This is a genomic window from Mesorhizobium sp. M0514, assembly GCF_040321145.1.
Taxonomy (GTDB): Bacteria; Pseudomonadota; Alphaproteobacteria; order Rhizobiales; family Rhizobiaceae; genus Mesorhizobium.
Map to the genome: position 1 here is coordinate 41811 of NZ_JAMYQZ010000019.1, position 19398 is coordinate 61208.

A 19398-nucleotide genomic window follows, 5' to 3' on the forward strand; every position below is an offset into this window, starting at 1 on the left:
CTTAGTGCCGTGCCATATCAGAATCAGCGTTCCCAGATGTGGGAATAACACGCAGAAGTGCCGGGACCAAGGGATTTTGCTCCGCCCTTCCCGTGCAAGGATTCCGGGGCGCTGCGGAGAATTGCAATGACTACCAACAACGAAGGTGGCTCTGACGATCGCCACAAGGTCCGTGTCGAACTTGAGTTCGAGGACCTACAGGAGCACTTGGACCTCGAAATTGAAGCCGGTGATCTGGATGCCATCCTGCGCGCCGCTCATGGCAAGCCGGGTTTCGAAAAGGCCCATTTGTTCGAACGCGACAACGAGGAGACGCTGACGGGCATTGGCGATCGCCGCGCCATCTCGATCCTGGTTCACCGCTGCCGCCGTGTAGCCGTTCAGGTCAACTACGACGGCGACACCAAGAGCCGGGAGTTCTCGCCAGCGGTCACCATCCTGCGAGTTCTGCAGTGGGCGGTCAGCAAGCGTGGCTTCAACCTTGACGACAATACCGCGGCGAAGGCCAATCTGATGCTGCCGGGCGCCGATCAGCCCCTGCCCAAGGACGCGATGCTCGGTATCTACGTCAAGCGCCCGGGCTGCTCGCTGACGCTCGACCTGACCCTCAAGGACTTCACCAATGGCTGAGGTCGAGATCACGCCTGCACAGAAGACCCTGATCAACCAGTTGAACTCGGTTCGTTTCCTTGCGGGCGTCGACGAGGGCCGTTGGGAGATTCTCACGGTTGCCTGGCCCTACCTCTTCGTGCGCATCCGGGTCGTAACTGGTCAGGCCGAGGTCTTCACCCATGACTTCCGTCTTGAGTGCATGGGCTTCCCTGATCCTGGCCCTTATGTCGAGCGTTGGACCTATGCGGAGGATCCGCAACACGGCACTCGCCCCGCAGCACCCAGTGCAGGCGCCTCGGGCTTCGTCGAAGCACTCAAAGCCTGGGGCGACGGCAACAGCGACGGCGGCATTTACCGCGCCTGGAACCGCGGCGCGGCCCAGCACAATGACTGGTGGCGGAAGCGTCCCGACGAAGCCTGGCACCGGAACCGGGCAATCACCTTCATCATGGAGCAGCTCTATGCCCTCGTTTCTGAACAGGCTCTTTGGCTGGCTGCCAGGGCGGCCTAAGCCCCGCATTGTCTGCGACGAGGCCGTATGGTTGGCGGGAGCTTCGGAACTGAAGCTCCGGACGCTCGGCGGGAGACGGGAAAGCGGTGCCTTCCTTATCGGCGAGAGCCCCAACAAGGAGCCTAAGATCATTCGTGCGTTCGTCTATTACGACGATCTCGATCCGCACGCCCTCGATAGCGGTATCGTCCATTTCGACGGCAACAAGCTGCCTCGCCTGTGGCAGATCTGCCGCGAGCGTCGATACCGCGTCGTTGCGGACGTGCATGTCCACCCATTTCACTATGGGCAAAGTGCGTCCGACCAGGCGGACCCGGTTATGCCACGCGGTGGACACTTCGCGTTTATTCTTCCCGATTTCGCTGCCGGTTCGGTGATCCCCGGCGGCATTGGCCAGTATGAGTATCTAGGCAACGGCAAGTGGGTCGACCACTCCCATGCTGGTGCATCGCTGCTCGGGCTCAAGAGGCCGAAATGATCCCCGATCTCCGCCGCTCGCGCATCGCCAAGGTAATCACCGATGCCGCGGGTAGCGAGCGCGACTTCGACCAGGCGGCGGCCGCGCTGGATGCCGTGCACGTTGCCGTAGTCACCAGCTGTGGCGGGATCGCCTCCGCCGCGGCACAGGCCGCTGTAGTCACCGCTCTCAACACCGCCGTGAAGACCTTCGGCAAGGCCACGCTTGTCTGCCCGCGCGATATTCCGCTCGAGGCCAGGCTGGCCCTCGGGAGCGATCTCTTTACGGTCGCAGAGGCTTGCGGAGCCCAGGTCTCCGCGTTGCTTCCGTCGAGCGTGACGCACATTGTTGCAGTCGGCGACTCCCCTATAGCCGGAGCCTTCGTGCGATGCTGGTGGGACGGCTGGAGCGCTGGCGTGATCCCCGGCTGGGATGACGATCCTTGCGGCAAATTCGGCAACCCACTGGCCGGGGTATTTTCAGGAGCGCTCGCCGTGCGCCAGGTTTTCGCGAACGCGATTGGGCGCCGTCATTCAGTCAATCGCCGTTCCGTGATCTCGCTCTGGCAGCCTTGGTCGCAGGGGGGCGAACCCGAGCAGCCGCCGACGGCACTCATACTTCCCCGCTCGCTTTGGCTGGTGGGACTGGGGCATGTCGGTCAGGGCTTCTTGTGGAGCCTTGCCTTTCTTCCTGCCGCCGATACGCATGCAATCCTTCAGGACGATCAGACTGTCGGCGAAGAAAATGTCGGCACGGGCCTCGTGACGCAGTTGCTCGACTTCGAGAAGGAAAACAAGAAGACCCGGGTGGCTGCGCGGTGGCTTGAAGCCGCAGGATGGACCACATCGTTGCTTGAGCGCCGGAACTATGGCGATTTGCAGCCGACGGACAATGACCCACCGGTAGTACTGACCAGCCTTGATGAGCCAACGGCGCGGCTGGCGATCGCCAAAGCGGGCCATGGCGTCATGATCGATGCCGGTGTCGGGCACGGCGCCTTCGACTTCGAGATCGGCCAAATTCGAGTGGTGCCAAAGGGTGTCGACACCGAAGGGCTATGGGCTCATGCCGCAAAACCCAAGAACATCGATGTCATCCTTGAAACGCTCGCCTATCGCGAGCACGCGAGGAAATATGACGGCTGCGGCACCTTTACCCTTGCCGAGGCCAGCGCCGCCGTGCCGTTCGTCGGGGCAGCCATCGGTGCTTTGACCATTGCGCAGCTGCTGCGCATCGCGTCCATGTATTCGACCCCCAGGATCATGCAGGTCGAGCTCAACGCCCCGGAGACGGCCACCGCCGGCACGATGAACCCAGCCGTCGCCCAAGGGCTTGGCGGGATCGAGTTGCGATGGGCATAGGCAGAGCGTCGTACTGGACAGGCGGCGCGATCTAGACGAGGCTCTCGTCCGTGGCACTGTAAGCGGGCATCCCCGGCGCTGACAGGCAAAGTTTGCGCCTCATCTCGGCCGTACGGTCGACGATATCTGACTCCCAAGAGCGGTGGTCTAGGGAGCGGCCCATGGTTGCTCCAAGTGAGGGGTATCAATCTCACGTCCATCGCTGCTGTGGCGGCGGTCGGTCAACTATCGCCGCGGAGTGACCCAAGCATCTCACTCAGTTCCTGATCAGCGAAATAGGCCTCTGCCCGGCTGTCCTTGTACCTGTCATAAGCATCATCGTCGCGGCCCGCGCTATCGCTCTCATTTTCTTCTTGTGCTGCAGTCTCAACCCGCAAAAGAAGGTCGTCGATGTCGACCAGGATATGGTCGCGGAACAGTTCCAGATCCTCCTTCAAGCCCTCGAACTCTTCAGCCGACCGGCACTCGCTCAACTCCTGATCGAAGTTCTTGCCCCTGATTGTCTCAAACGCGAGCCTAAGACCTTCGAGAGTAGCAGCATCTGCCTCTGGGCTCGTATCAACGACGCTGACCAACTCGCGCTATTCGGCACGCGGTCGAGGACGCCGCGGCTTGCAAGCCACAATTTAAAATGGCGTCCTTCTACCTCGGGAGACTGGTCGAGCAACGCGTTGAGCCCTTCCTGCCCGACCACATCGTCCGGCGCGATCAGGTCCTGTCCCAGAGCCGCAACAATCTCATCCTTGTTCGCGGGTGAGAGAGGAACGGACGTGACCAGCAGGTATCTCAACGGCGCCAACGCGCGCAATTTAATAGCCTCAGCCGCCATTTCGCGCAGGAGGCCACGTAAGCCAGTCCTGTGATAGTGTTTAACCTGGACTACGATCTTTTGCGGACCGCGCGCATACCTCAGGTCTATTCCCCATCTTTGCCGGACTTGAAGTTTTCGATGTCCACCTTCCAATGCGCTTGCAGAAGGTCTCTGGTTAGCAGTTCCAAGTCATGAGCTGATAACTAATGAAAATCCTAGTCTGGCACGCGCTATCCTTCGAAACTTAGACTGCCATTTAGTGTAGTGTTGATCGGCCAATGATAGGGACCCTTGTCACGTAATCTGGCGACGGGCCCGGCGTCACCGCTAGGGGAGGCCCACTTTCAGGTAGTGTCTACTCTCGAAGCATCAAAGAACAGCCGGTCATCCCGCGAAAGTGGAAATCTCCGGCGTTCGGCCAAGGAGGTTTTTCGCTTTCGCGAAAATGACGCCGAGGAGCAATGTGCCCCGTTGTAAATACCCCTTTCATATCCAAGGCCCTTGAAGCATGTCCAAACGGACGGGGTAAGCCACCAAGGCCTCTATTTTTATATTCTGGACAATCTGGCCAGATTTGTGAGAGGCGCAGCCGCTCAAGGAGCGATTTGTTATGGTTCGGACAGTGGTAGCTATTCTGGTTGCTCGCTACTAAATACTGGCGATCGTAAGTTCTGGCTGGGAGGAGCGGCATAGTGTGGAGTGAGGTCAATTTTGGAAAATGGAGAGATATGGGTAAGACGCTGCCCCAGATCTTGATTGCAGATCCGGACTGGTTCTTTTGGGCGTTAGATGAAGGTGCTTTCAAAGGGGCGCTCGCAACGCAGGCACAGAAGCTGGCGCGTCGGGCCCGTTCTATAAATCTACCGTCAGCGCAAGCCGGGACGCATTGCGTCCAACACTGGCTCTCGCACGATGGCAAATACGCGCGTTTCGATCTAATTGAAAAGGATCAGGGGCCACATCACGGCTCGAGCAGCGAAGTGCGCCGACCTACGCTCAACATGGAGTTTCCTCGGGGCATCAAGCAGTACGACAAGCTGGGGTGTAAGCAGCTGATGAAAAGCTCCAAGCACCACTGGTTTGGAGGAAAGGCTTTTACCAAGGCAAAGGTGGAAGCGTTCTTCGACGATGCGGCGAACTTCGAAAATCCGTAGTTCATAGGAGTGTTGCCAACAGGGCGCCCACATGGAGCGCCCTTTCAAAGGGGGCGTCGGGTTGTCCGTTACGATCAAATAAGCGGTGGACTGCGCCGACGCTTCAAAACATCTGGAAGTGCCGTATCAGGCCCGCAACCGGCAGCGATTGCGTTTTGGGAGGATGATTTGGCTGCCGATCCGTCGCCGACTGCGATCTACGAAGGTCATCCCCACGGGCCTGTGGGGATGCGGGACAGCGTCGTGACCATTACACTCGATGGCAAGCCCATGGCCGCGCGGGACGTGGCGCTGCGTCTCGACAACTATCTCGAGGTTGAACTGAAATGGCAGGGCGCTCTGGAACCCGGTCCCAACAAGATCGCCAAGGACTTGCTCGTCACATTCGAGGGCGGCACCACTGCTGAATTCCTGATGACCAGTCACCAGATGCACTTTGCCGGTCACGAGGAGTTCGTAGCCACGGCAAGAATTTCGCCGTTGGATTTGGCTGGGAAGTCGAAAGGTTCTGCGACTGCCCTGATCTTGAACGGACCGCGCTTGCACCCGAAGGCGGCCCCGATCGTGCTAGTGTACGAAAACTATGAGGTCTCGCTCGCCCCGTTCGAGCACTTTCGCGCCATGGAAGGCCGAAACGAACGGCTGCCCCTACAACCGACGATCTCGCACGCCGCGACACTGCAGACATTGGACGGCAAGCCGTTCAGGGCGACCCGTTTGTATGAGTTTCTTAGTCGGGTTTGTGGATTTCTTGGGTTTATAAAGGGAACTCGAGTGGGATACGGCCAAGTACGGAACGACGCCCACAATGGTTTCCGCTGCCTTGGCTTCACCAAGACGGACCGCCTTCACGCGCTGCCCGGCTGGTACCATTGGGCCTTGCAGGATGAGCTTCCGGAGCTTTTCCAGAGCTATATGCACCTGATGTCGACGGACGACGCCAGACGAAGCCTGGGCCGCGCGCTCGTCTATTACAAGATTTCCAATGTGACCCGTTACGATGCGGTCGAAACGGCCGTCATCATGTCGGCGGCAGGGCTTGAGACCCTCGCCGGCCACGTCCTCGGGTCCACCGGCGGCTGGACCCCGAACTTGATTAGGAACGTCAATCTCGCGGAGCAGATCAGGGCTTGCGCGCGCCTGCTCGGGATCAAGGGCGATCCTGCCGACGAGTCAGCACTGCTGGCGAAGCGGCTCCGGCCGAAGAAGGGGCAGCCTCAAGGACGCGACGGCTTCAGCCTGATCACCGAATTCAGGAACGGTGTCACACATCCGGGTCCATTCAACTATGACCTCGACATTTTTGACGCGTGGAACGCGTCGCAATGGCTTTTGGAGATGCAGCTGCTCGTACTGATGAACTACCGCGGGAGGTATCAAGATCGCCGGCTGAACCGGCGCTCCTATGCCGGGAACCTGAGCACAATGCCAGTCGGAGCATAGGAAAAATCCGGCCGGCCGGAGTCTTTGCGGTTCAGGCGGTCGAAGGAAGGCACCGCCCCGCGCTGCAACTACATGCCTTGGTGCGCGGATTTCCAGTCGACTGGCAAACTCAGTTAATAGTTGGGCCTAACTCGGCTGTGGCCTGTAGGCATCTGGAGAAGGCGCCTGGTCGGTCGTGAAATGGCAGCTTTTCAATAGTTCATCACGAAACCAGACTGGCAGCTCCCGGCCCCATACAAGTCATTCGCCGGTCACCTTCGCGATGACATTTCTTGGCTAACCCAACCGTCCAAGCCTGCAACGTTCGCTGGATCGCACGGGCGCGTATATTGGGTATCTTCGATACTCTGAAACGCCACGCCATGCTGCTTCCGTTTAACAATACCTCGGAGGCTGCGCCCATGACACCGACGAAGCTCCTTGTCGGTCAGATCGTAGTTGTATTCGCCATCGTCATCCTCGGCGTATGGACAGCGACTCAATGGTGCGCCCACATGCTGGATAATCAGCTGCAGCTTGGCGCGCCATGGTTTGTCGCGGCGGCCTGGCCGATCTACAAGCCGTGGAAACTGTTCGAATGGTGGTTTCAATTCGACGCCTACGCCCCTGAGGTCTTCGACAAGGCCGGCATGCTTGCCGGAGCCAGCGGATTCCTGGGGTGTGCGGCCGCAATAGCTGGCTCCCTCTGGCGCGCGCGGCAGAGGGGGTTGGTCACCACCTACGGTTCCTCACGATGGGCCGCGGCTCGGGAAATCGAGAAGGCAGGCCTGTTTGAGCCGGCCGGCGTTTTCCTTGGCAAACTGAAGGATCACTATCTGCGACATGACGGGCCGGAACATGTCATGGCCTTTGCGCCGACACGTTCGGGCAAGGGCGTCGGATTGGTCGTTCCAACTCTTCTTTCCTGGACCGGCTCGGCCGTCATTCACGACATCAAAGGCGAGAACTGGCAGCTGACCTCCGGCTGGCGGTCGAAGTTCTCGTACTCCCTTTTGTTCAACCCGACCGATCCAAGGTCGGCGCGGTACAACCCGCTGCTGGAAGTGCGCAGGGGCTCAGATGAGGTCCGCGACGTTCAGAACATCGCCGACATTCTCGTCGATCCGGAAGGCGCGCTGGAGCGGCGGAATCATTGGGAGAAGACTAGTCATTCACTCTTGGTCGGGGCCATCTTGCACGTGCTCTACGCCGAAGAAGAAAAGACGCTCGCCCGCGTCGCCACTTTCCTGTCGGATCCGCAACGCTCGTTTGCCACGACACTGCTGCGGATGATGACCACCAACCACCTCGGCACGGCCGACACACCTCGGGTCCATCCCGTCGTGGCCTCGGCGGCTCGCGAGGTGCTGAACAAGTCAGAGAACGAGCGTTCTGGCGTTCTCTCGACCGCCATGTCGTTTCTCGGGCTCTATCGTGATCCGACGGTTGCCTCGGCAACATCGGCCTGCGACTGGCGCATCGCCGACCTCATGGATGCGGAACGACCGATGTCGCTCTATCTGGTGGTGCCGCCATCGGATATCTCGCGCACCAAGCCACTGGTGCGACTGGTGCTCAATCAGATCGGCAGGCGACTGACGGAGCGGCTAGAAGGTGACCCGAAGAAAAGCCGCAAGTACCAACTGCTCATGATGCTGGACGAATTTCCGGCTCTTGGTCGCCTCGACTTCTTCGAGACCGCGCTCGCCTTCATGGCGGGTTACGGCATCCGCGCCTATCTGATCGCGCAATCCTTGAACCAGATCTCCAAAGCCTATGGCGAGAACAACGCCATTCTCGACAATTGCCATGTGCGCATTGCCTTTTCGTCCAACGACGAGCGCACGGCCAAACGCATCTCGGATGCGCTCGGTACGGCGACGGAACTCAGGACCATGCGCAACTACGCCGGCCACCGGCTGGCGCCCTGGCTTTCGCACGTGATGGTCAGTCGCCAGGAGACCGCTCGCCCGCTGCTGACGCCTGGCGAAGTGATGCAGTTGCCGCAAGCTGACGAATTAATCCTTGTTTCGGGGTTGCCGCCGATTCGCGCCCAGAAGTTGCGCTATTACCAGGATCCGAATTTCACCGGACGGGTGCTGCCGGCGCCGGTGTTGCGGGAGGGTCTGTTCGCGGACTGTCCTGCGTCGCGCCCCGACGATTGGAGCGGACAAATCCGCAGTGTTGACCGCCGTCTCGCTGCCGATGACGAAAACGCCGGCGCGTCAATCGAAGAAGAGGGCGGCGTGCAACAGCAGCGTCATCCCGGCCTGCCTGAAGAACACGTGGTCGTCTCTCAGGAGCCTGATCAAGACGACCTCTTCAATCTGGCGGACGATGACGCCGAGGCACTCGCAGACAAGCGTGTCATGGACCGGGTTTCTACCGCGGCGAGCGCCTACGGTATCAACGGGGGAAGGGGCGACGACAAGGACATCATCCCCGGCTTCTAAGTGCTTCCGCGGCTCAGGCGTATCTCGGCGTAGATAACGCCCATAAGCGATTTTGCCGATCTCGACGATGTTCGTTCCCGCCGCCGGCGCATTAGCGCCGGTCAGTCGGAACGAGACATATGAAGTCCCACCGCATCCGCCACCAGTTTCTGCTCGAACCCGCGTTAAGCGAGAAGCTGGAAACCCTCAGCCGCAACCCGTCGACCACAAAATCGGCGATCGTCGCAAAAGCGGTCGAGGCCTTCATCGAGCGGCGTGGCGAGAACGAGCTCGACAATCGTTATGGCAGGCGGCTCGACCGTCTTTCCCGCGACCTCGACCATATCCGAGCCGATATCGAGGTGATCCTAGAGAGCCTGGCGCTCTTCATACGCTTTTCGATCACGCTTCATGCCCACACGCCAGTCCCGGATCGGGCGACACAGGCGATTGCCCAAGAGCGCTTTGACAAATTCGTCGAGCAGGTCGGTCGCCAGATCGCCTCCGGGAAGCGCTCGCTTGGCAACGGCAATGGCAACGGAGGCGAAGGATGAGCTCTCATCCAGAGGCCGACCATCGCCGCCGCGCCATGCTGCGCACAGCCATGGGCTCCGCGATCACCGAGGCCCTTGCCGATCCGACCGTCATCGAGGTGATGGTTAATCCCGACGGCGCGCTGCGGCTCGACAGGTTGGGAGACGGCCGGGTCGACACAGGTGTGCATATGCACCCTTCCGAGGCGGAACGCATCATCCGCCTCGTTGCCTCCCACGTGCGCGCCGAGGCGCATGCAGATAGTCCGATTGTCAGTGCCGAATTGCCATCAGGCGAGCGCTTCGAGGGTCTGCTACCGCCGGTCGTGCTGGCGCCATGCTTCGCCATCCGCAAACCGGCGGCAAAACTCTACACGCTGGCCAACTATGTCGCGGATCGCGTCATGCTCCCGCTGCAGGCTGATGCCCTGAGGAAGGCGGTGCGCGAGCGGCGCAACATCCTGGTCGCCGGCGGCACATCGTCGGGCAAAACGACACTTGCCAATGCTCTACTGGCAGAAGTCGCCGAATGCGATGAGCGGGTGATCCTGATTGAGGACACCCGCGAGCTGCAATGCGCGGCCAAGGACTGCGTTGCCATGAGGACGAGGCGGGGCTCCGTCACACTCGCCGATCTCATACGCTCCACCTTGCGGCTGAGGCCCGACCGCATCATCGTCGGCGAAGTCAGAGGCGCGGAAGCCCTGGATATGTTGAAGGCATGGAACACCGGACATCCCGGCGGCATTGCCACGGTTCACGCCAATTCGGCACGCTCCGCACTCTATCGTATTGAGCAGCTCGCCCAGGAAGCCGTTGTCACCGTTCCCCGCCGGCTGATCGCCGATGCCGTCGACTTGGTCATCTTTATTGCCGGAAGAGGACCCGCGCGCCGCGTTGACGCGATCGCCGAGGTCGCAGGTCTCGACGGCAGCGGCGATTACGCCGTCACCCCGCTCACCCTTCCGCAACTCCAGCAGCTTTGAAAGGTCATCTCATGCGCAGGAAAATTCGCTTTCTTTCGTCCGCCGTCGTCGCGCTTCTTCTCACAGCTCAGGCTCACGCTGCCGGCTCCGGCATGCCCTGGGAACAGCCGCTTCAGCAGATCCTGGAATCGGTGCAGGGGCCGGTGGCCAAGATCGTTGCCGTGATCATCATCATAACCACTGGCCTCACCCTTGCCTTCGGCGACACGGCCGGCGGTTTCCGCCGGCTCATCCAGATCGTCTTTGGCCTGTCGATCGCCTTCGCGGCCTCGAGCTTCTTTCTCTCCTTCTTCTCCTTTGGTGGCGGAGCGCTCGTCTGATGGCCGTCGGAGAGCAGCATACCGAAGGATTGGAGGTGCCCGTCCACCGGGCTCTGACTCAGCCGATCCTGTTCGGCGGTGCGCCGCGGGCGGTGGCGATCCTCAACGGCACGGTGGCGGCGGCAGTCGGCCTTGGCCTGCAGCAGTGGATTAGCGGTTTGGTGGTTTGGGTGGCGGGACACACGCTCGCGGTTTTTGCCGCACGGCGCGACCCGGACTTTGCCAGCGTGCTTATCCGCCATGTTCGCCAGAAGGGCTGGCTCGAATGCTGAATATTTCCGAATACCGCGGCAAAGCCGACCGGCTTGCCGACCATCTTCCCTGGGCAGCACTGGTTGCGCCTGGGATCGTGCTAAACAAGGACGGCAGCTTTCAGCGGACGTTGCAGTTTCGTGGCCCAGACCTTGAAAGCGCGACGGAAGCTGAGCTCATCGGCGTTTGCGCCCGCGCAAACAATGCGCTGAGGAGGTTGGGCTCTGGCTGGGCGCTGTTCTTCGAGGCCGAGCGCGTTGTGGCGCTGGGCTATCCGAGCTCGATGTTTCCGGACGCCGCCTCTTGGCTTGTCGACGAGGAACGGCGCGGCGCCTTCGAGGGCAAGGTCGCGCATTTCGAGAGCGTCTATCATCTGACCTTGGTCTTCATGCCGCCACCGGATGGCCAGGCGCGGGCGGAAAGCGCCTTGGTCGAGTCGCATCATTCGGGAGCCGCGAGAAACTGGCGCGAGGAACTGGCGTGGTTTGGCGATGAGACTGACCGGGTTCTCGATCTTCTGTCGGGCTTCATTCCTGAAGTACGTGCGATGGATGACGCCGAGACGCTGACTTATCTGCACGGCACGATCTCGACCCGCCGCCATCCGGTCGCCGTGCCTGAAACGCCAATGTATCTCGACGGCGTCCTGGTTGACGCGCCGCTGACCGGCGGCCTAGAGCCGATGCTGGGTGACCAGCATCTGCGCACCCTCACAATCCTCGGTTTTCCGAACGTGACCCGGCCCGGAATCCTCGATGCCCTCAATCACCAGGATTTCGCCTACCGCTGGGTGACGCGCTTCATCCCTCTCAACAAACTGGAAGCCACCAAGACGTTGACGCGGTTGCGCCGGCAGTGGTTTGCCAAGCGAAAGTCGATCGCGGCTATTCTGCGCGAGGTGGTGACCAACGAACCTGTGCCTCTCGTCGACAGCGACGCCGACAACAAGGCGCTCGATGCCGATGCAGCACTGCAGGCATTGGGCGGCGATCACGTCGGCTTCGGCTATCTCACCACGACGGTGACGGTGTGGGATCAGAACCGTAAAGCCGCCGCGGAAAAGCTTCGCGCCGTCGAGCGGATTGTCAACGGGCTCGGCTTCACCACCATTCGCGAAAGCATCAATGCCGTCGAAGCGTGGCTTGGTTCATTGCCGGGTCATGTCTACGCCAACGTTCGCCAGCCGCTCGTTCACACGCTTAACCTTGCCCATCTCATGCCGCTGTCGTCCGTGTGGGCAGGTCCAGCGGAGAACGAGCATCTTGCCGAGGTCACCGGCGATTACGCTCCGCCGCTTCTTTTCGCCGAAACCTGCGGCTCGACGCCGTTTCGGCTTTCGACCCATATCGGCGATGTCGGCCACATGCTGATTGTCGGGCCGACCGGTGCCGGCAAGTCGGTTCTGCTTGCCCTGATCGCTTTGCAGTTCCGGCGCTACGCTGGCGCGCAAATCTATGTCTTCGACAAAGGCAATTCGGCCCGCGCCGCCGCGCTTGCCATGGGCGGCGACCACCATGCGTTGGGTGCGAATGGTGGGCTTGCTTTCCAGCCGCTGCGCCACATCGACGACCAGGCCACACAGAGCTGGGCGGCCGAATGGATCGCCGGCCTCATTGCCCACGAGAATGTCACCGTCACCCCGGAGGTGAAGGAGGCAATCTGGTCGGCGCTCACCAGCCTCGCCACCGCGCCGGCGCAGGAACGCACGCTGACTGGCCTGTCGGTCCTGCTTCAGTCCAATGCGCTCAAATCGGCGTTGATGCCCTACACGCTCGACGGTCCATTCGGCCGGCTGCTCGATGCCGATGACGACCGGCTGGCCATCTCGGATGTGCAGTGTTTCGAGACCGAGGAACTGATGCACAGCCGAGGCGCTGTGCTGCCGGTGCTCACTTATCTGTTCCACCGCCTCGAGGACCGATTTGACGGGCGGCCGACGCTGCTCATGCTCGACGAGGCCTGGGTCTATCTCGACCACCCGCTCTTTGCCGCCCGCATCCGCGAATGGCTGAAGGTGCTGCGCAAGAAGAATGTGTCGGTGATCTTCGCTACGCAGTCGCTTGCCGACATCGCCGGCTCTTCTATCGCACCCGCAATCATCGAGAGCTGCCCGCAGCGCATTTTTCTCCCCAATGATCGTGCGGTGGAGCCGCAGGCACGGGCAGCCTATGAGCGCTTCGGTCTTAATGAGCGACAGATCGAATTGGTCGCCCGCGCCACGCCGAAGCGCCACTACTACCTGCAGTCGCGCCGCGGCAATCGCCTCTTCGAGCTCGGACTCGGCCCGATCGCTCGTGCGCTTTGCGGCGCCTCCGACCCGGCCGCGCAGACCCTGATCGACAATGTTCTTTCCGAAGAAGGGCAGGGCAGCTTTGCCGCCCGTTTCTTCAGTGCGCGCGGCCTAGATTGGGCTGCCGAGCTTCTCCAGCAATTTCCTCAACCTGACAAGGAGCAATCGTCATGATCGGACGCCGCCTTTTTACCAGCTTAGTGACCGTTTCCCTGATCGCCAAACCGATGGCTGACTACGTCCAGCCGGCCTATGCGCTGATCGTCTTTGACCCGTCCAACTATTCCCAGAATGTGCTAGCGGCAGCACGCGCATTGGAGCAGATCAACAACCAAATCCAGTCGCTTCAGAACCAGGCGACCATGCTGCAGAACATGGCGCGCAACCTTCAGCGCCTGGATTTCTCTTCCGTGGGCCAGCTTACCGGCTCGCTCCAACGGATTGACGGTCTGATGACCCAGGCGAGCGGCCTGAGCTTCGATCTCGATAAGCTGCAGGACCAGTGGCGCCAGCAATATCCGGAAAGCTACGACGCCACCATCAAGGTCAGCGATGTGGCGAGCGCTGCGCGCGAGCGCTGGCAGAGCGCCATGCAGGCGTTCCGCCAGACCATGAGCGCGCAGTCGCAGATCGTCGAGAACGTGCAGGCCGATGGCGACCTGCTTACCGATCTCGTCAATCGCAGTCAGGGCGCGGCAGGTGCCCTCGAGGCAAGCCAGGCTACCAATCAGCTGATCGCGCTTTCGACCAAGCAGCAGATGCAGATTCAGACGCTGCTTGCGACCCAGTTCCGGGCCGAGGCCGAGGATGCGGCGCGCAAGGCGCAGTCTGAGGAAGCCGCTCGCGAGACGACGAAGCGTTTCCTGGGCACCGGCACGGCCTATCCCGGAAACTGATCGGCAGTTCTTTAAGACAACGAGGAAGGCGGCTACATGAACGACCTCGGAGTCATCGATCGCTTCATGGAGACCTTTACCCGCTATATCGATAGCGGGTTCGGTCTGCTTTCGGGCGACGTCGCCTTTCTCACCACAATTCTGATCGGCATTGACATCACGCTCGCGGGCTTGGTCTGGGCTTTCGGCGGCGAACCCAACGTTTTTGGCCGGCTTGTCCGCAAAGTGCTCTATGTCGGCGCCTTCGCCTTCATGCTCAACAACTTCAAGAACCTCGCCGACATCATCTACCGTTCCTTTGCCGGGCTCGGCATCAATGCGTCCGCCGGCAATCTGTCCGCCGAAAGTCTCCTGCGGCCAGGCCGGATTGCCGCAGCCGGCTTCGAGGGCGCCTGGCCGCTCCTCAATGAAGCGAGCCAGCTAGTAGGCTTCCCCGAAATTTTCGGTAACGCGCTCACCATCTTCGTGCTGCTTCTGGCCTGGTTCTTGGTCCTCATCGCCTTCTTCATTCTTTCCATCCAGCTCTTCATCACCATCCTCGAGTTCAAGCTCACCACGCTGGCCGGCTTCGTCCTGGTGCCCTTCGCGCTCTGGAACCGCTCGGCGTTCCTGGCCGAGCGCGTGCTCGGCAATGTGGTTTCGTCGGGCATCAAGGTGATGGTACTTGCCGTCATCGTCGGCATCGGCTCCACGCTCTTTGGCGAGTTCGCTTCCGCCCTGCAGGGCCAGGAGCCGGACCTGGCCGCGGCGATGTCGCAGGTGTTGGGTGCACTTGCGCTGCTTGGGCTCGGCATTTTCGGCCCCGGGATTGCGTCGGGTCTTGTTTCCGGCGCGCCGCAGCTCGGTGCGGGCGCAGCACTTGGAACAACGGGGGCCGCAGCCGGATCAACGCTCGTTGCCGGAGGCGCCGCGTTTGCCGGCACGCGCATGGCGGCCGGCGGTAGTCTTGGTGCAATCCGTGCCGGCACAGCTATGGGATCGGCTGCTTCCACGGCCTGGCATATGGGCCGTGCAACAGCGCCTGGCTCCGTCCTCTCCGGGGTAGCTGCTGGGCTGCAGGGTGTTGCGAATGCCGCTGGCGGCGCCGCGATGCAGGGAATGCGATCTGCTTCAGAGCCTTTCCGACGCAGCGCCGACGCCGGCCGCGATGCCGGCTGGACAGCGACCGGTGGCACGCCGATCAGCTCGATGAGCGGAAGTTCGCCCGCTGCGGATCCAACCGCGGCGCCTCCATGGGCAAGGCGTCTGCGCTCCGAACAGGCCGCGCGCGCCCATCGCCATGCTGCCACGCAGGTGGTGCGCGATGGCGATCGGGGCGGAAGCGGCGCCAACCCCTCTCTCAACGACAAGGAAGATTAGATGCTCTTCAAGCGACCCGTTCAGCGTTACGGAAAGACGTCCGAGCCTGAAACACCTTATCAAAAGGCCGGTCAGCTCTGGGACGAACGCATCGGCACAGCGCGCGTGCAGGCGAGGAACTGGCGCCTGATGGCCTTTGGCTGCCTGGCCTTGGCCGCGGGGCTTTCTGGCGGGCTTCTATGGCAGTCGGCGCAGGGCCGCTTTGCGCCTTACGTCGTTGAGGTCGACCGTTTTGGTGAGGCGCGCGCCGTCGCGCCGGCAATTCAGGACTACCAGCCTGACGATGCCCAGATCGCCTGGCATCTCGGCCGCTTCATCCAGAATGTCCGCTCCATCTCCACCGATCCGGTGCTGGTGCGGCAGAACTGGCTGTCGGCCTACGATTTCGCCACCGACCGCGCGGCGCTTTTCCTCAACGAGCATGCCAAGGCGAACGACCCGTTCAGTCAGATCGGCACGCGCAGCGTGTCGGTGCAGGTGACCAGCGTCGTCAGGGCTTCCGACAGTTCATTCCAGGTCAAATGGACCGAGCAGATTTTTGAGCGTGGTAGCCTTGCGAGCACGACGCGCTGGACAGGTATCCTCACCATAGTGATCCGCTCGCCGACGAACACTGACCAGCTGCGCAAGAACCCTCTCGGCGTCTTCATCAACGCCATCGACTGGTCGCGCGAGCTCGACAGCGCCGCGCCAACCCCCTTTTCCCCTCAGGAGCCCGCCAATGACAAATAGAGCCCCATCGTTTCGTGCTGCCTTCATGCTGTCGGCGTCTGCTGCGGTTCTTTCGGCCTGTGCCTCGAAGCCAGTGCCGCCGCCTCAGATTTCCTATGACCACGATGACTTCAAACCAGCCGCGATCGAGAAGGCGCCGGACAAGCCGGTCAAGGTCGTGGAAGTGCCGAAGCCGTTGCCGTTGCCAGGTCAGTTGATGCCCGCACCCGGCAAGCCCGCCTCAGATAAGCGCTCGCCGGAAGAACAGGTCGCCGATGCAAACAAGGCGGCGACGCAACAACCCACCAAGTTTGGCTATGTCAATGCGGTGCAGGTTTACCCCTTTGCCGACGGCGCGCTCTACCAGCTCTACGCCGCGCCGGAGCGCGTCACCGATATCTCATTGCAGCGGGGCGAGAAGCTGACCTCGGTCTCAGCCGGGGACACGGTCCGTTGGGTGATCGGTGACACCGTTAGTGGCTCAGGCGATGACCAGCGCACTCATGTGCTGGTGAAGCCATTCGCGCCGGGGCTTGCCACCAATCTGGTCATCACGACCGATAGGCGATCCTATCACCTGCAACTTCAAAGCACTGAGAAAACTGCCATGGCGGCGCTCTCCTGGATTTACAGCGAAGACCAACTCATGGCGCTTCGGCGGCGCAACGCTCAGGCCGAGGCTGAAATGCCCGCGGCCTCGAACGTAGCACTCGAAAACATCCGCTTCCGGTATTCGATCGCCGGCGACACGCCACCGTGGAGACCGACGCGCGCCTTTGATGATGGCAGCAGGGTCTATATCGAATTTCCAAGCCGTATCGGCCAAGGGGAGGCGCCGCCGCTCTTCATCGTCGGAGCCGACGGGGACAACCACCTCGTCAACTATCGCATGCGCGGCAACTACTACATCGTCGATCGCCTCTTTGCTGCGGCCGAGCTGCGGCTTGGCACCAAGCAACAGGTGGTGCGCATTACGAGAACCGACGGTCGGCAACCGCCGCGGCGGGTTTGGCTGTTTTCGCGTTTTGGCAGGTAAGGGGAGGCTCATGAACGATACTTCCCATCCGAATGCTCTGCCGAAGCTCAATCCCGAACAGCTGCAGCTGCGAGCCTCGCCCCGCCGAGCGGTGCGGTTCAGGCGCGGCATAATCGTCGCGATCGCTGCTGTTGGTTCCGGCGCTGTTTTTGGCGTCACGATGATGGCGCTGCGGGGACCCGCATTGCGCCTGAAACAGCAGGCCGAAGAGCTCTACAGCACGGACCGCAAGCCGACCGCCGAGGGACTTGAAACGCTGCCTAAGGACTATTCCGGGAGCAAGCCGAAGGCTCCGGTGCTTGGACCGCCGCTGCCTGGGGATCTCGGCCGTCCTATTCTCGAGCACCAGCGCCAGCTTGGCATCGCACCAGGGCAAGACGTTTCCGCCGAGGCCCAGCGGCTTGCACAACAAGCGATTGAGGCGCGCGAGTCGCAAGTCTTCTTCCGCATCGAAAACCGGCCCCAGCAGACGGAAGCTTTTGGCAATGGGCAGGGCGGACGTTCGCCTTTCGAGACGGCGTCTCCGCAGCCAAATACAGAAGGCCAGCGAGCTTCCGTCGCGCCGGCCGAGGGCGACCCGAACAATCAACAGCGCAAGCTCGATTTCATGGATCAACGGAACACCGGCGGGATCTACAACCCGCATACACTGCAGACGCCGGCTTCGCCCTATCAGATCATGGCCGGTAGCGTGATCGCCGCAAGCCTGATCACCGGCATCAATTCCGATCTGCCCGGCCTTGTCGTCGCCCAGATCACCGAGAATGTGCACGACAGCGTCACCGGCAGCATCCTGCTCATCCCGCAGGGCTCACGGCTGATCGGCACCTACGACAGCGTTGTAGCTTTTGGGCAAAGGCGCGCTCTGTTGGTGTGGCAACGCATCGTGATGCCGGACGGCTCATCTATCGAAATCGACAATCTGCCCGTGACCGACGCGGCCGGCTATGCCGGGCTCGAGGACAAAGTGGATTTCCATACTTGGCAGCTGATCAAGGGCATCGCGGTGGCCACATTGCTGGGGGTTGGTAACGAGTTGAGCTTTGGGGAAAACGAAAGTGACTTGGTCAAGGCAATTCGTGAATCCAGCCAGCAGAACGTCAGTCAAGCGGGCCAACGGATCACGGAAAAGAACTTGAACATCCAACCCACGATCACCGTCCGCCCTGGTTGGCCGTTGCGCGTCATCGTGCACAAGGACCTCGTGTTGCGACCATACACGGGGTGAACAGGAGGACTTCATGGCTAACCTGAAACTCGGAAAACTTCCGGACCGGACGCCTTCGAAGATCACCATCACCGTTGGCGCCGACTTGAGCCAAGCACTCAACGACTATGCCGCACTTTACCGTCAGACCTATGGCGAGTCCGAAACCGTGGCTGAACTGATTCCCTTTATGCTGGTCGGGTTCCTGGAAGGCGACCGGGCGTTTGCCAAGGCCAGAAAGGAAGGTCTGCCGGGCGCTGGCGTGTCGGAGAAACCACGAAGGCAATCATCTTCCACGCTGGACAACGGGTAGCGCTTGGTGTCGTTTGGGCGCACGCTAGGTCGTTGATCCTTGACCGCGTTGCGGCCGGTCCCAGCGAGCGCTTCGCAAAATTAGAGATCAGGCTTTCGCTTTACGCGTTGAGGTAGGTTTATTGGCCGGAGCAGCCTTCCTGACCCCGATCGTCACTCCCCAGCCGCTTTCGCAGCCGGGGGAGAAATGACGATCGATATCCACCCAAGTGGGACAAGACGCTGCATATGAGATCGGCATCCTCATGGCTTGGATGCTATGTCGTCGAGTATCGGCGCGAGGATCGAAGGCCATCGCATCCTCTAGAAAGACGCAGAGATTGACATCGTGACGCCGTTCGTTGGCCTCAGAGCTGTTCACTGATCGCTCGACCTCGGCAGAATCCTCGCCGGACCAGGGTGGGCCGCTCTCCCGCACTTCGGCGGCGCGAAGATAGACGGGCGATCCACTTGCAACATAGTCCGAAGTCCTGCGTCTGCACGATGCGAGGCAAGCGCGTGTTGCAACGTTGAAGGGCGGCCTCACCGCAATGATCGAAGAAGTGGTAGCAACCGCGACGGTGCCAGCGTCGCATCGTCGTCGAGCCCGCGAGAGGCGGCGATGCCCAGACGCTCCAACCTGTGGTCCGCGGGGTCGACCAAATCAAGATCCGCCGGGAAAATGGCGCCTGGACTTCGCGCACGATCGTTGAAGAGGTCCTGCCAGATCTGTTTGAGGCCCCGGGCAATGGTGCAC

At 61.2% G+C, this 19398-nt stretch carries 19 protein-coding genes; 18 read left to right on the forward strand and 1 reads right to left on the reverse strand.

What is annotated here, in order from left to right:
* Positions 1–126 precede the first annotated feature (126 nt).
* The 4 genes from NKI61_RS10650 to NKI61_RS10665 are packed head-to-tail and all read left to right on the forward strand — an operon-like array spanning position 127 to position 2941.
* Positions 127–630, forward strand: coding sequence for a hypothetical protein (locus NKI61_RS10650; protein WP_352839369.1), 504 nt, complete (start codon positions 127–129; stop codon positions 628–630).
* On the forward strand, positions 623–1123 hold the full coding sequence (locus NKI61_RS10655; RefSeq protein ID WP_352839372.1) for a DUF7665 family protein: 501 nt from the start codon (positions 623–625) through the stop codon (positions 1121–1123). The genes NKI61_RS10650 and NKI61_RS10655 overlap by 8 nt, the downstream gene beginning before the upstream one ends.
* The gene (locus NKI61_RS10660; protein WP_352839375.1) at positions 1074–1601 is read left to right on the forward strand and encodes a hypothetical protein; all 528 of its coding nucleotides are present in this window, start codon (positions 1074–1076) and stop codon (positions 1599–1601) included. The genes NKI61_RS10655 and NKI61_RS10660 overlap by 50 nt, the downstream gene beginning before the upstream one ends.
* Positions 1598–2941 (forward strand): BilD N-terminal domain-containing protein, encoded by a 1344-nt coding sequence (locus NKI61_RS10665; RefSeq protein WP_352839377.1) that lies wholly within the window; start codon positions 1598–1600, stop codon positions 2939–2941. The genes NKI61_RS10660 and NKI61_RS10665 overlap by 4 nt, the downstream gene beginning before the upstream one ends.
* A 221-nt stretch (positions 2942–3162) precedes the next feature.
* On the opposite strand, the gene NKI61_RS10670 is transcribed toward NKI61_RS10665, so the two are convergent.
* Positions 3163–3516, reverse strand: coding sequence for a hypothetical protein (locus tag NKI61_RS10670; protein WP_352839379.1), 354 nt, complete (start codon positions 3514–3516; stop codon positions 3163–3165).
* A gap of 964 nt (positions 3517–4480) precedes the next feature.
* Here NKI61_RS10670 and NKI61_RS10675 point away from each other — a divergent pair.
* The 14 genes from NKI61_RS10675 (at position 4481) to NKI61_RS10740 (ending at position 18663) form a co-directional block, all read left to right on the forward strand.
* The gene (locus NKI61_RS10675) at positions 4481–4906 is read left to right on the forward strand and encodes a hypothetical protein (protein ID WP_352839382.1); all 426 of its coding nucleotides are present in this window, start codon (positions 4481–4483) and stop codon (positions 4904–4906) included.
* Positions 4907–5074: 168 nt separating this feature from the next.
* Entirely contained in the window at positions 5075–6349 is a 1275-nt protein-coding gene (locus tag NKI61_RS10680) for a hypothetical protein (RefSeq protein ID WP_352839385.1), read from the forward strand.
* Between the two features lie 401 nt (positions 6350–6750).
* Positions 6751–8781 (forward strand): conjugal transfer protein TraG, encoded by a 2031-nt coding sequence (locus NKI61_RS10685; RefSeq protein ID WP_352839432.1) that lies wholly within the window; start codon positions 6751–6753, stop codon positions 8779–8781.
* Positions 8782–8900: 119 nt separating this feature from the next.
* Positions 8901–9314 carry a CopG family transcriptional regulator gene (locus tag NKI61_RS10690; RefSeq protein ID WP_352561945.1) on the forward strand — a complete coding sequence of 138 codons (414 nt, stop codon included), beginning with the start codon at positions 8901–8903 and terminating at the stop codon, positions 9312–9314.
* Complete coding sequence (trbB, locus tag NKI61_RS10695; protein ID WP_352839387.1) at positions 9311–10279, forward strand: P-type conjugative transfer ATPase TrbB; 969 nt, start codon at positions 9311–9313, stop codon at positions 10277–10279. The genes NKI61_RS10690 and trbB overlap by 4 nt, the downstream gene beginning before the upstream one ends.
* Before the next feature lie 11 nt (positions 10280–10290).
* Positions 10291–10599, forward strand: a complete 309-nt coding sequence (locus NKI61_RS10700; protein ID WP_023704094.1) for a TrbC/VirB2 family type IV secretion system protein — start codon at positions 10291–10293, stop codon at positions 10597–10599.
* The gene (locus NKI61_RS10705) at positions 10599–10871 is read left to right on the forward strand and encodes a VirB3 family type IV secretion system protein (RefSeq protein ID WP_352839389.1); all 273 of its coding nucleotides are present in this window, start codon (positions 10599–10601) and stop codon (positions 10869–10871) included. Before NKI61_RS10700 ends, NKI61_RS10705 begins: the two co-directional genes overlap by 1 nt.
* A complete protein-coding gene (gene trbE / locus NKI61_RS10710) occupies positions 10865–13315 on the forward strand; it encodes a conjugal transfer protein TrbE (RefSeq protein ID WP_352839391.1) in 2451 nt (816 codons plus the stop codon). The genes NKI61_RS10705 and trbE overlap by 7 nt, the downstream gene beginning before the upstream one ends.
* On the forward strand, positions 13312–14037 hold the full coding sequence (gene trbJ, locus NKI61_RS10715) for a P-type conjugative transfer protein TrbJ (RefSeq protein WP_352839392.1): 726 nt from the start codon (positions 13312–13314) through the stop codon (positions 14035–14037). Before trbE ends, trbJ begins: the two co-directional genes overlap by 4 nt.
* 36 nt (positions 14038–14073) lie before the next feature.
* Entirely contained in the window at positions 14074–15396 is a 1323-nt protein-coding gene (gene trbL / locus NKI61_RS10720) for a P-type conjugative transfer protein TrbL (protein WP_352839395.1), read from the forward strand.
* Positions 15397–16128, forward strand: coding sequence for a conjugal transfer protein TrbF (gene trbF, locus NKI61_RS10725; RefSeq protein ID WP_352839397.1), 732 nt, complete (start codon positions 15397–15399; stop codon positions 16126–16128).
* The gene (gene trbG, locus NKI61_RS10730) at positions 16118–17143 is read left to right on the forward strand and encodes a P-type conjugative transfer protein TrbG (protein WP_352839399.1); all 1026 of its coding nucleotides are present in this window, start codon (positions 16118–16120) and stop codon (positions 17141–17143) included. Before trbF ends, trbG begins: the two co-directional genes overlap by 11 nt.
* 10 nt (positions 17144–17153) lie before the next feature.
* On the forward strand, positions 17154–18371 hold the full coding sequence (locus NKI61_RS10735; RefSeq protein ID WP_352839401.1) for a TraB/TrbI/VirB10 family type IV secretion system protein: 1218 nt from the start codon (positions 17154–17156) through the stop codon (positions 18369–18371).
* A 13-nt stretch (positions 18372–18384) separates the two neighbouring features.
* Positions 18385–18663 carry a DUF2274 domain-containing protein gene (locus NKI61_RS10740; RefSeq protein WP_352807013.1) on the forward strand — a complete coding sequence of 93 codons (279 nt, stop codon included), beginning with the start codon at positions 18385–18387 and terminating at the stop codon, positions 18661–18663.
* Positions 18664–19398: the final 735 nt, after the last annotated feature.

What these genes read in the sequence shown, in the direction of transcription:
- NKI61_RS10655 (WP_352839372.1), top strand. Translation starts at nt 623, where the DNA reads ATGGCTGAGGTCGAGATCACGCCTGCACAGAAGACCCTGATCAACCAG.
- NKI61_RS10740 (WP_352807013.1), top strand. Translation starts at nt 18,385, where the DNA reads ATGGCTAACCTGAAACTCGGAAAACTTCCGGACCGGACGCCTTCGAAG.
- NKI61_RS10665 (WP_352839377.1), top strand. Translation starts at nt 1,598, where the DNA reads ATGATCCCCGATCTCCGCCGCTCGCGCATCGCCAAGGTAATCACCGAT.
- trbJ (WP_352839392.1), top strand. Translation starts at nt 13,312, where the DNA reads ATGATCGGACGCCGCCTTTTTACCAGCTTAGTGACCGTTTCCCTGATC.
- trbE (WP_352839391.1), top strand. Translation starts at nt 10,865, where the DNA reads ATGCTGAATATTTCCGAATACCGCGGCAAAGCCGACCGGCTTGCCGAC.
- trbB (WP_352839387.1), top strand. Translation starts at nt 9,311, where the DNA reads ATGAGCTCTCATCCAGAGGCCGACCATCGCCGCCGCGCCATGCTGCGC.
- NKI61_RS10705 (WP_352839389.1), top strand. Translation starts at nt 10,599, where the DNA reads ATGGCCGTCGGAGAGCAGCATACCGAAGGATTGGAGGTGCCCGTCCAC.
- NKI61_RS10685 (WP_352839432.1), top strand. Translation starts at nt 6,751, where the DNA reads ATGACACCGACGAAGCTCCTTGTCGGTCAGATCGTAGTTGTATTCGCC.
- trbL (WP_352839395.1), top strand. Translation starts at nt 14,074, where the DNA reads ATGAACGACCTCGGAGTCATCGATCGCTTCATGGAGACCTTTACCCGC.
- NKI61_RS10735 (WP_352839401.1), top strand. Translation starts at nt 17,154, where the DNA reads ATGAACGATACTTCCCATCCGAATGCTCTGCCGAAGCTCAATCCCGAA.
- NKI61_RS10700 (WP_023704094.1), top strand. Translation starts at nt 10,291, where the DNA reads ATGCGCAGGAAAATTCGCTTTCTTTCGTCCGCCGTCGTCGCGCTTCTT.
- trbF (WP_352839397.1), top strand. Translation starts at nt 15,397, where the DNA reads ATGCTCTTCAAGCGACCCGTTCAGCGTTACGGAAAGACGTCCGAGCCT.
- trbG (WP_352839399.1), top strand. Translation starts at nt 16,118, where the DNA reads ATGACAAATAGAGCCCCATCGTTTCGTGCTGCCTTCATGCTGTCGGCG.
- NKI61_RS10675 (WP_352839382.1), top strand. Translation starts at nt 4,481, where the DNA reads ATGGGTAAGACGCTGCCCCAGATCTTGATTGCAGATCCGGACTGGTTC.
- NKI61_RS10650 (WP_352839369.1), top strand. Translation starts at nt 127, where the DNA reads ATGACTACCAACAACGAAGGTGGCTCTGACGATCGCCACAAGGTCCGT.
- NKI61_RS10690 (WP_352561945.1), top strand. Translation starts at nt 8,901, where the DNA reads ATGAAGTCCCACCGCATCCGCCACCAGTTTCTGCTCGAACCCGCGTTA.
- NKI61_RS10660 (WP_352839375.1), top strand. Translation starts at nt 1,074, where the DNA reads ATGCCCTCGTTTCTGAACAGGCTCTTTGGCTGGCTGCCAGGGCGGCCT.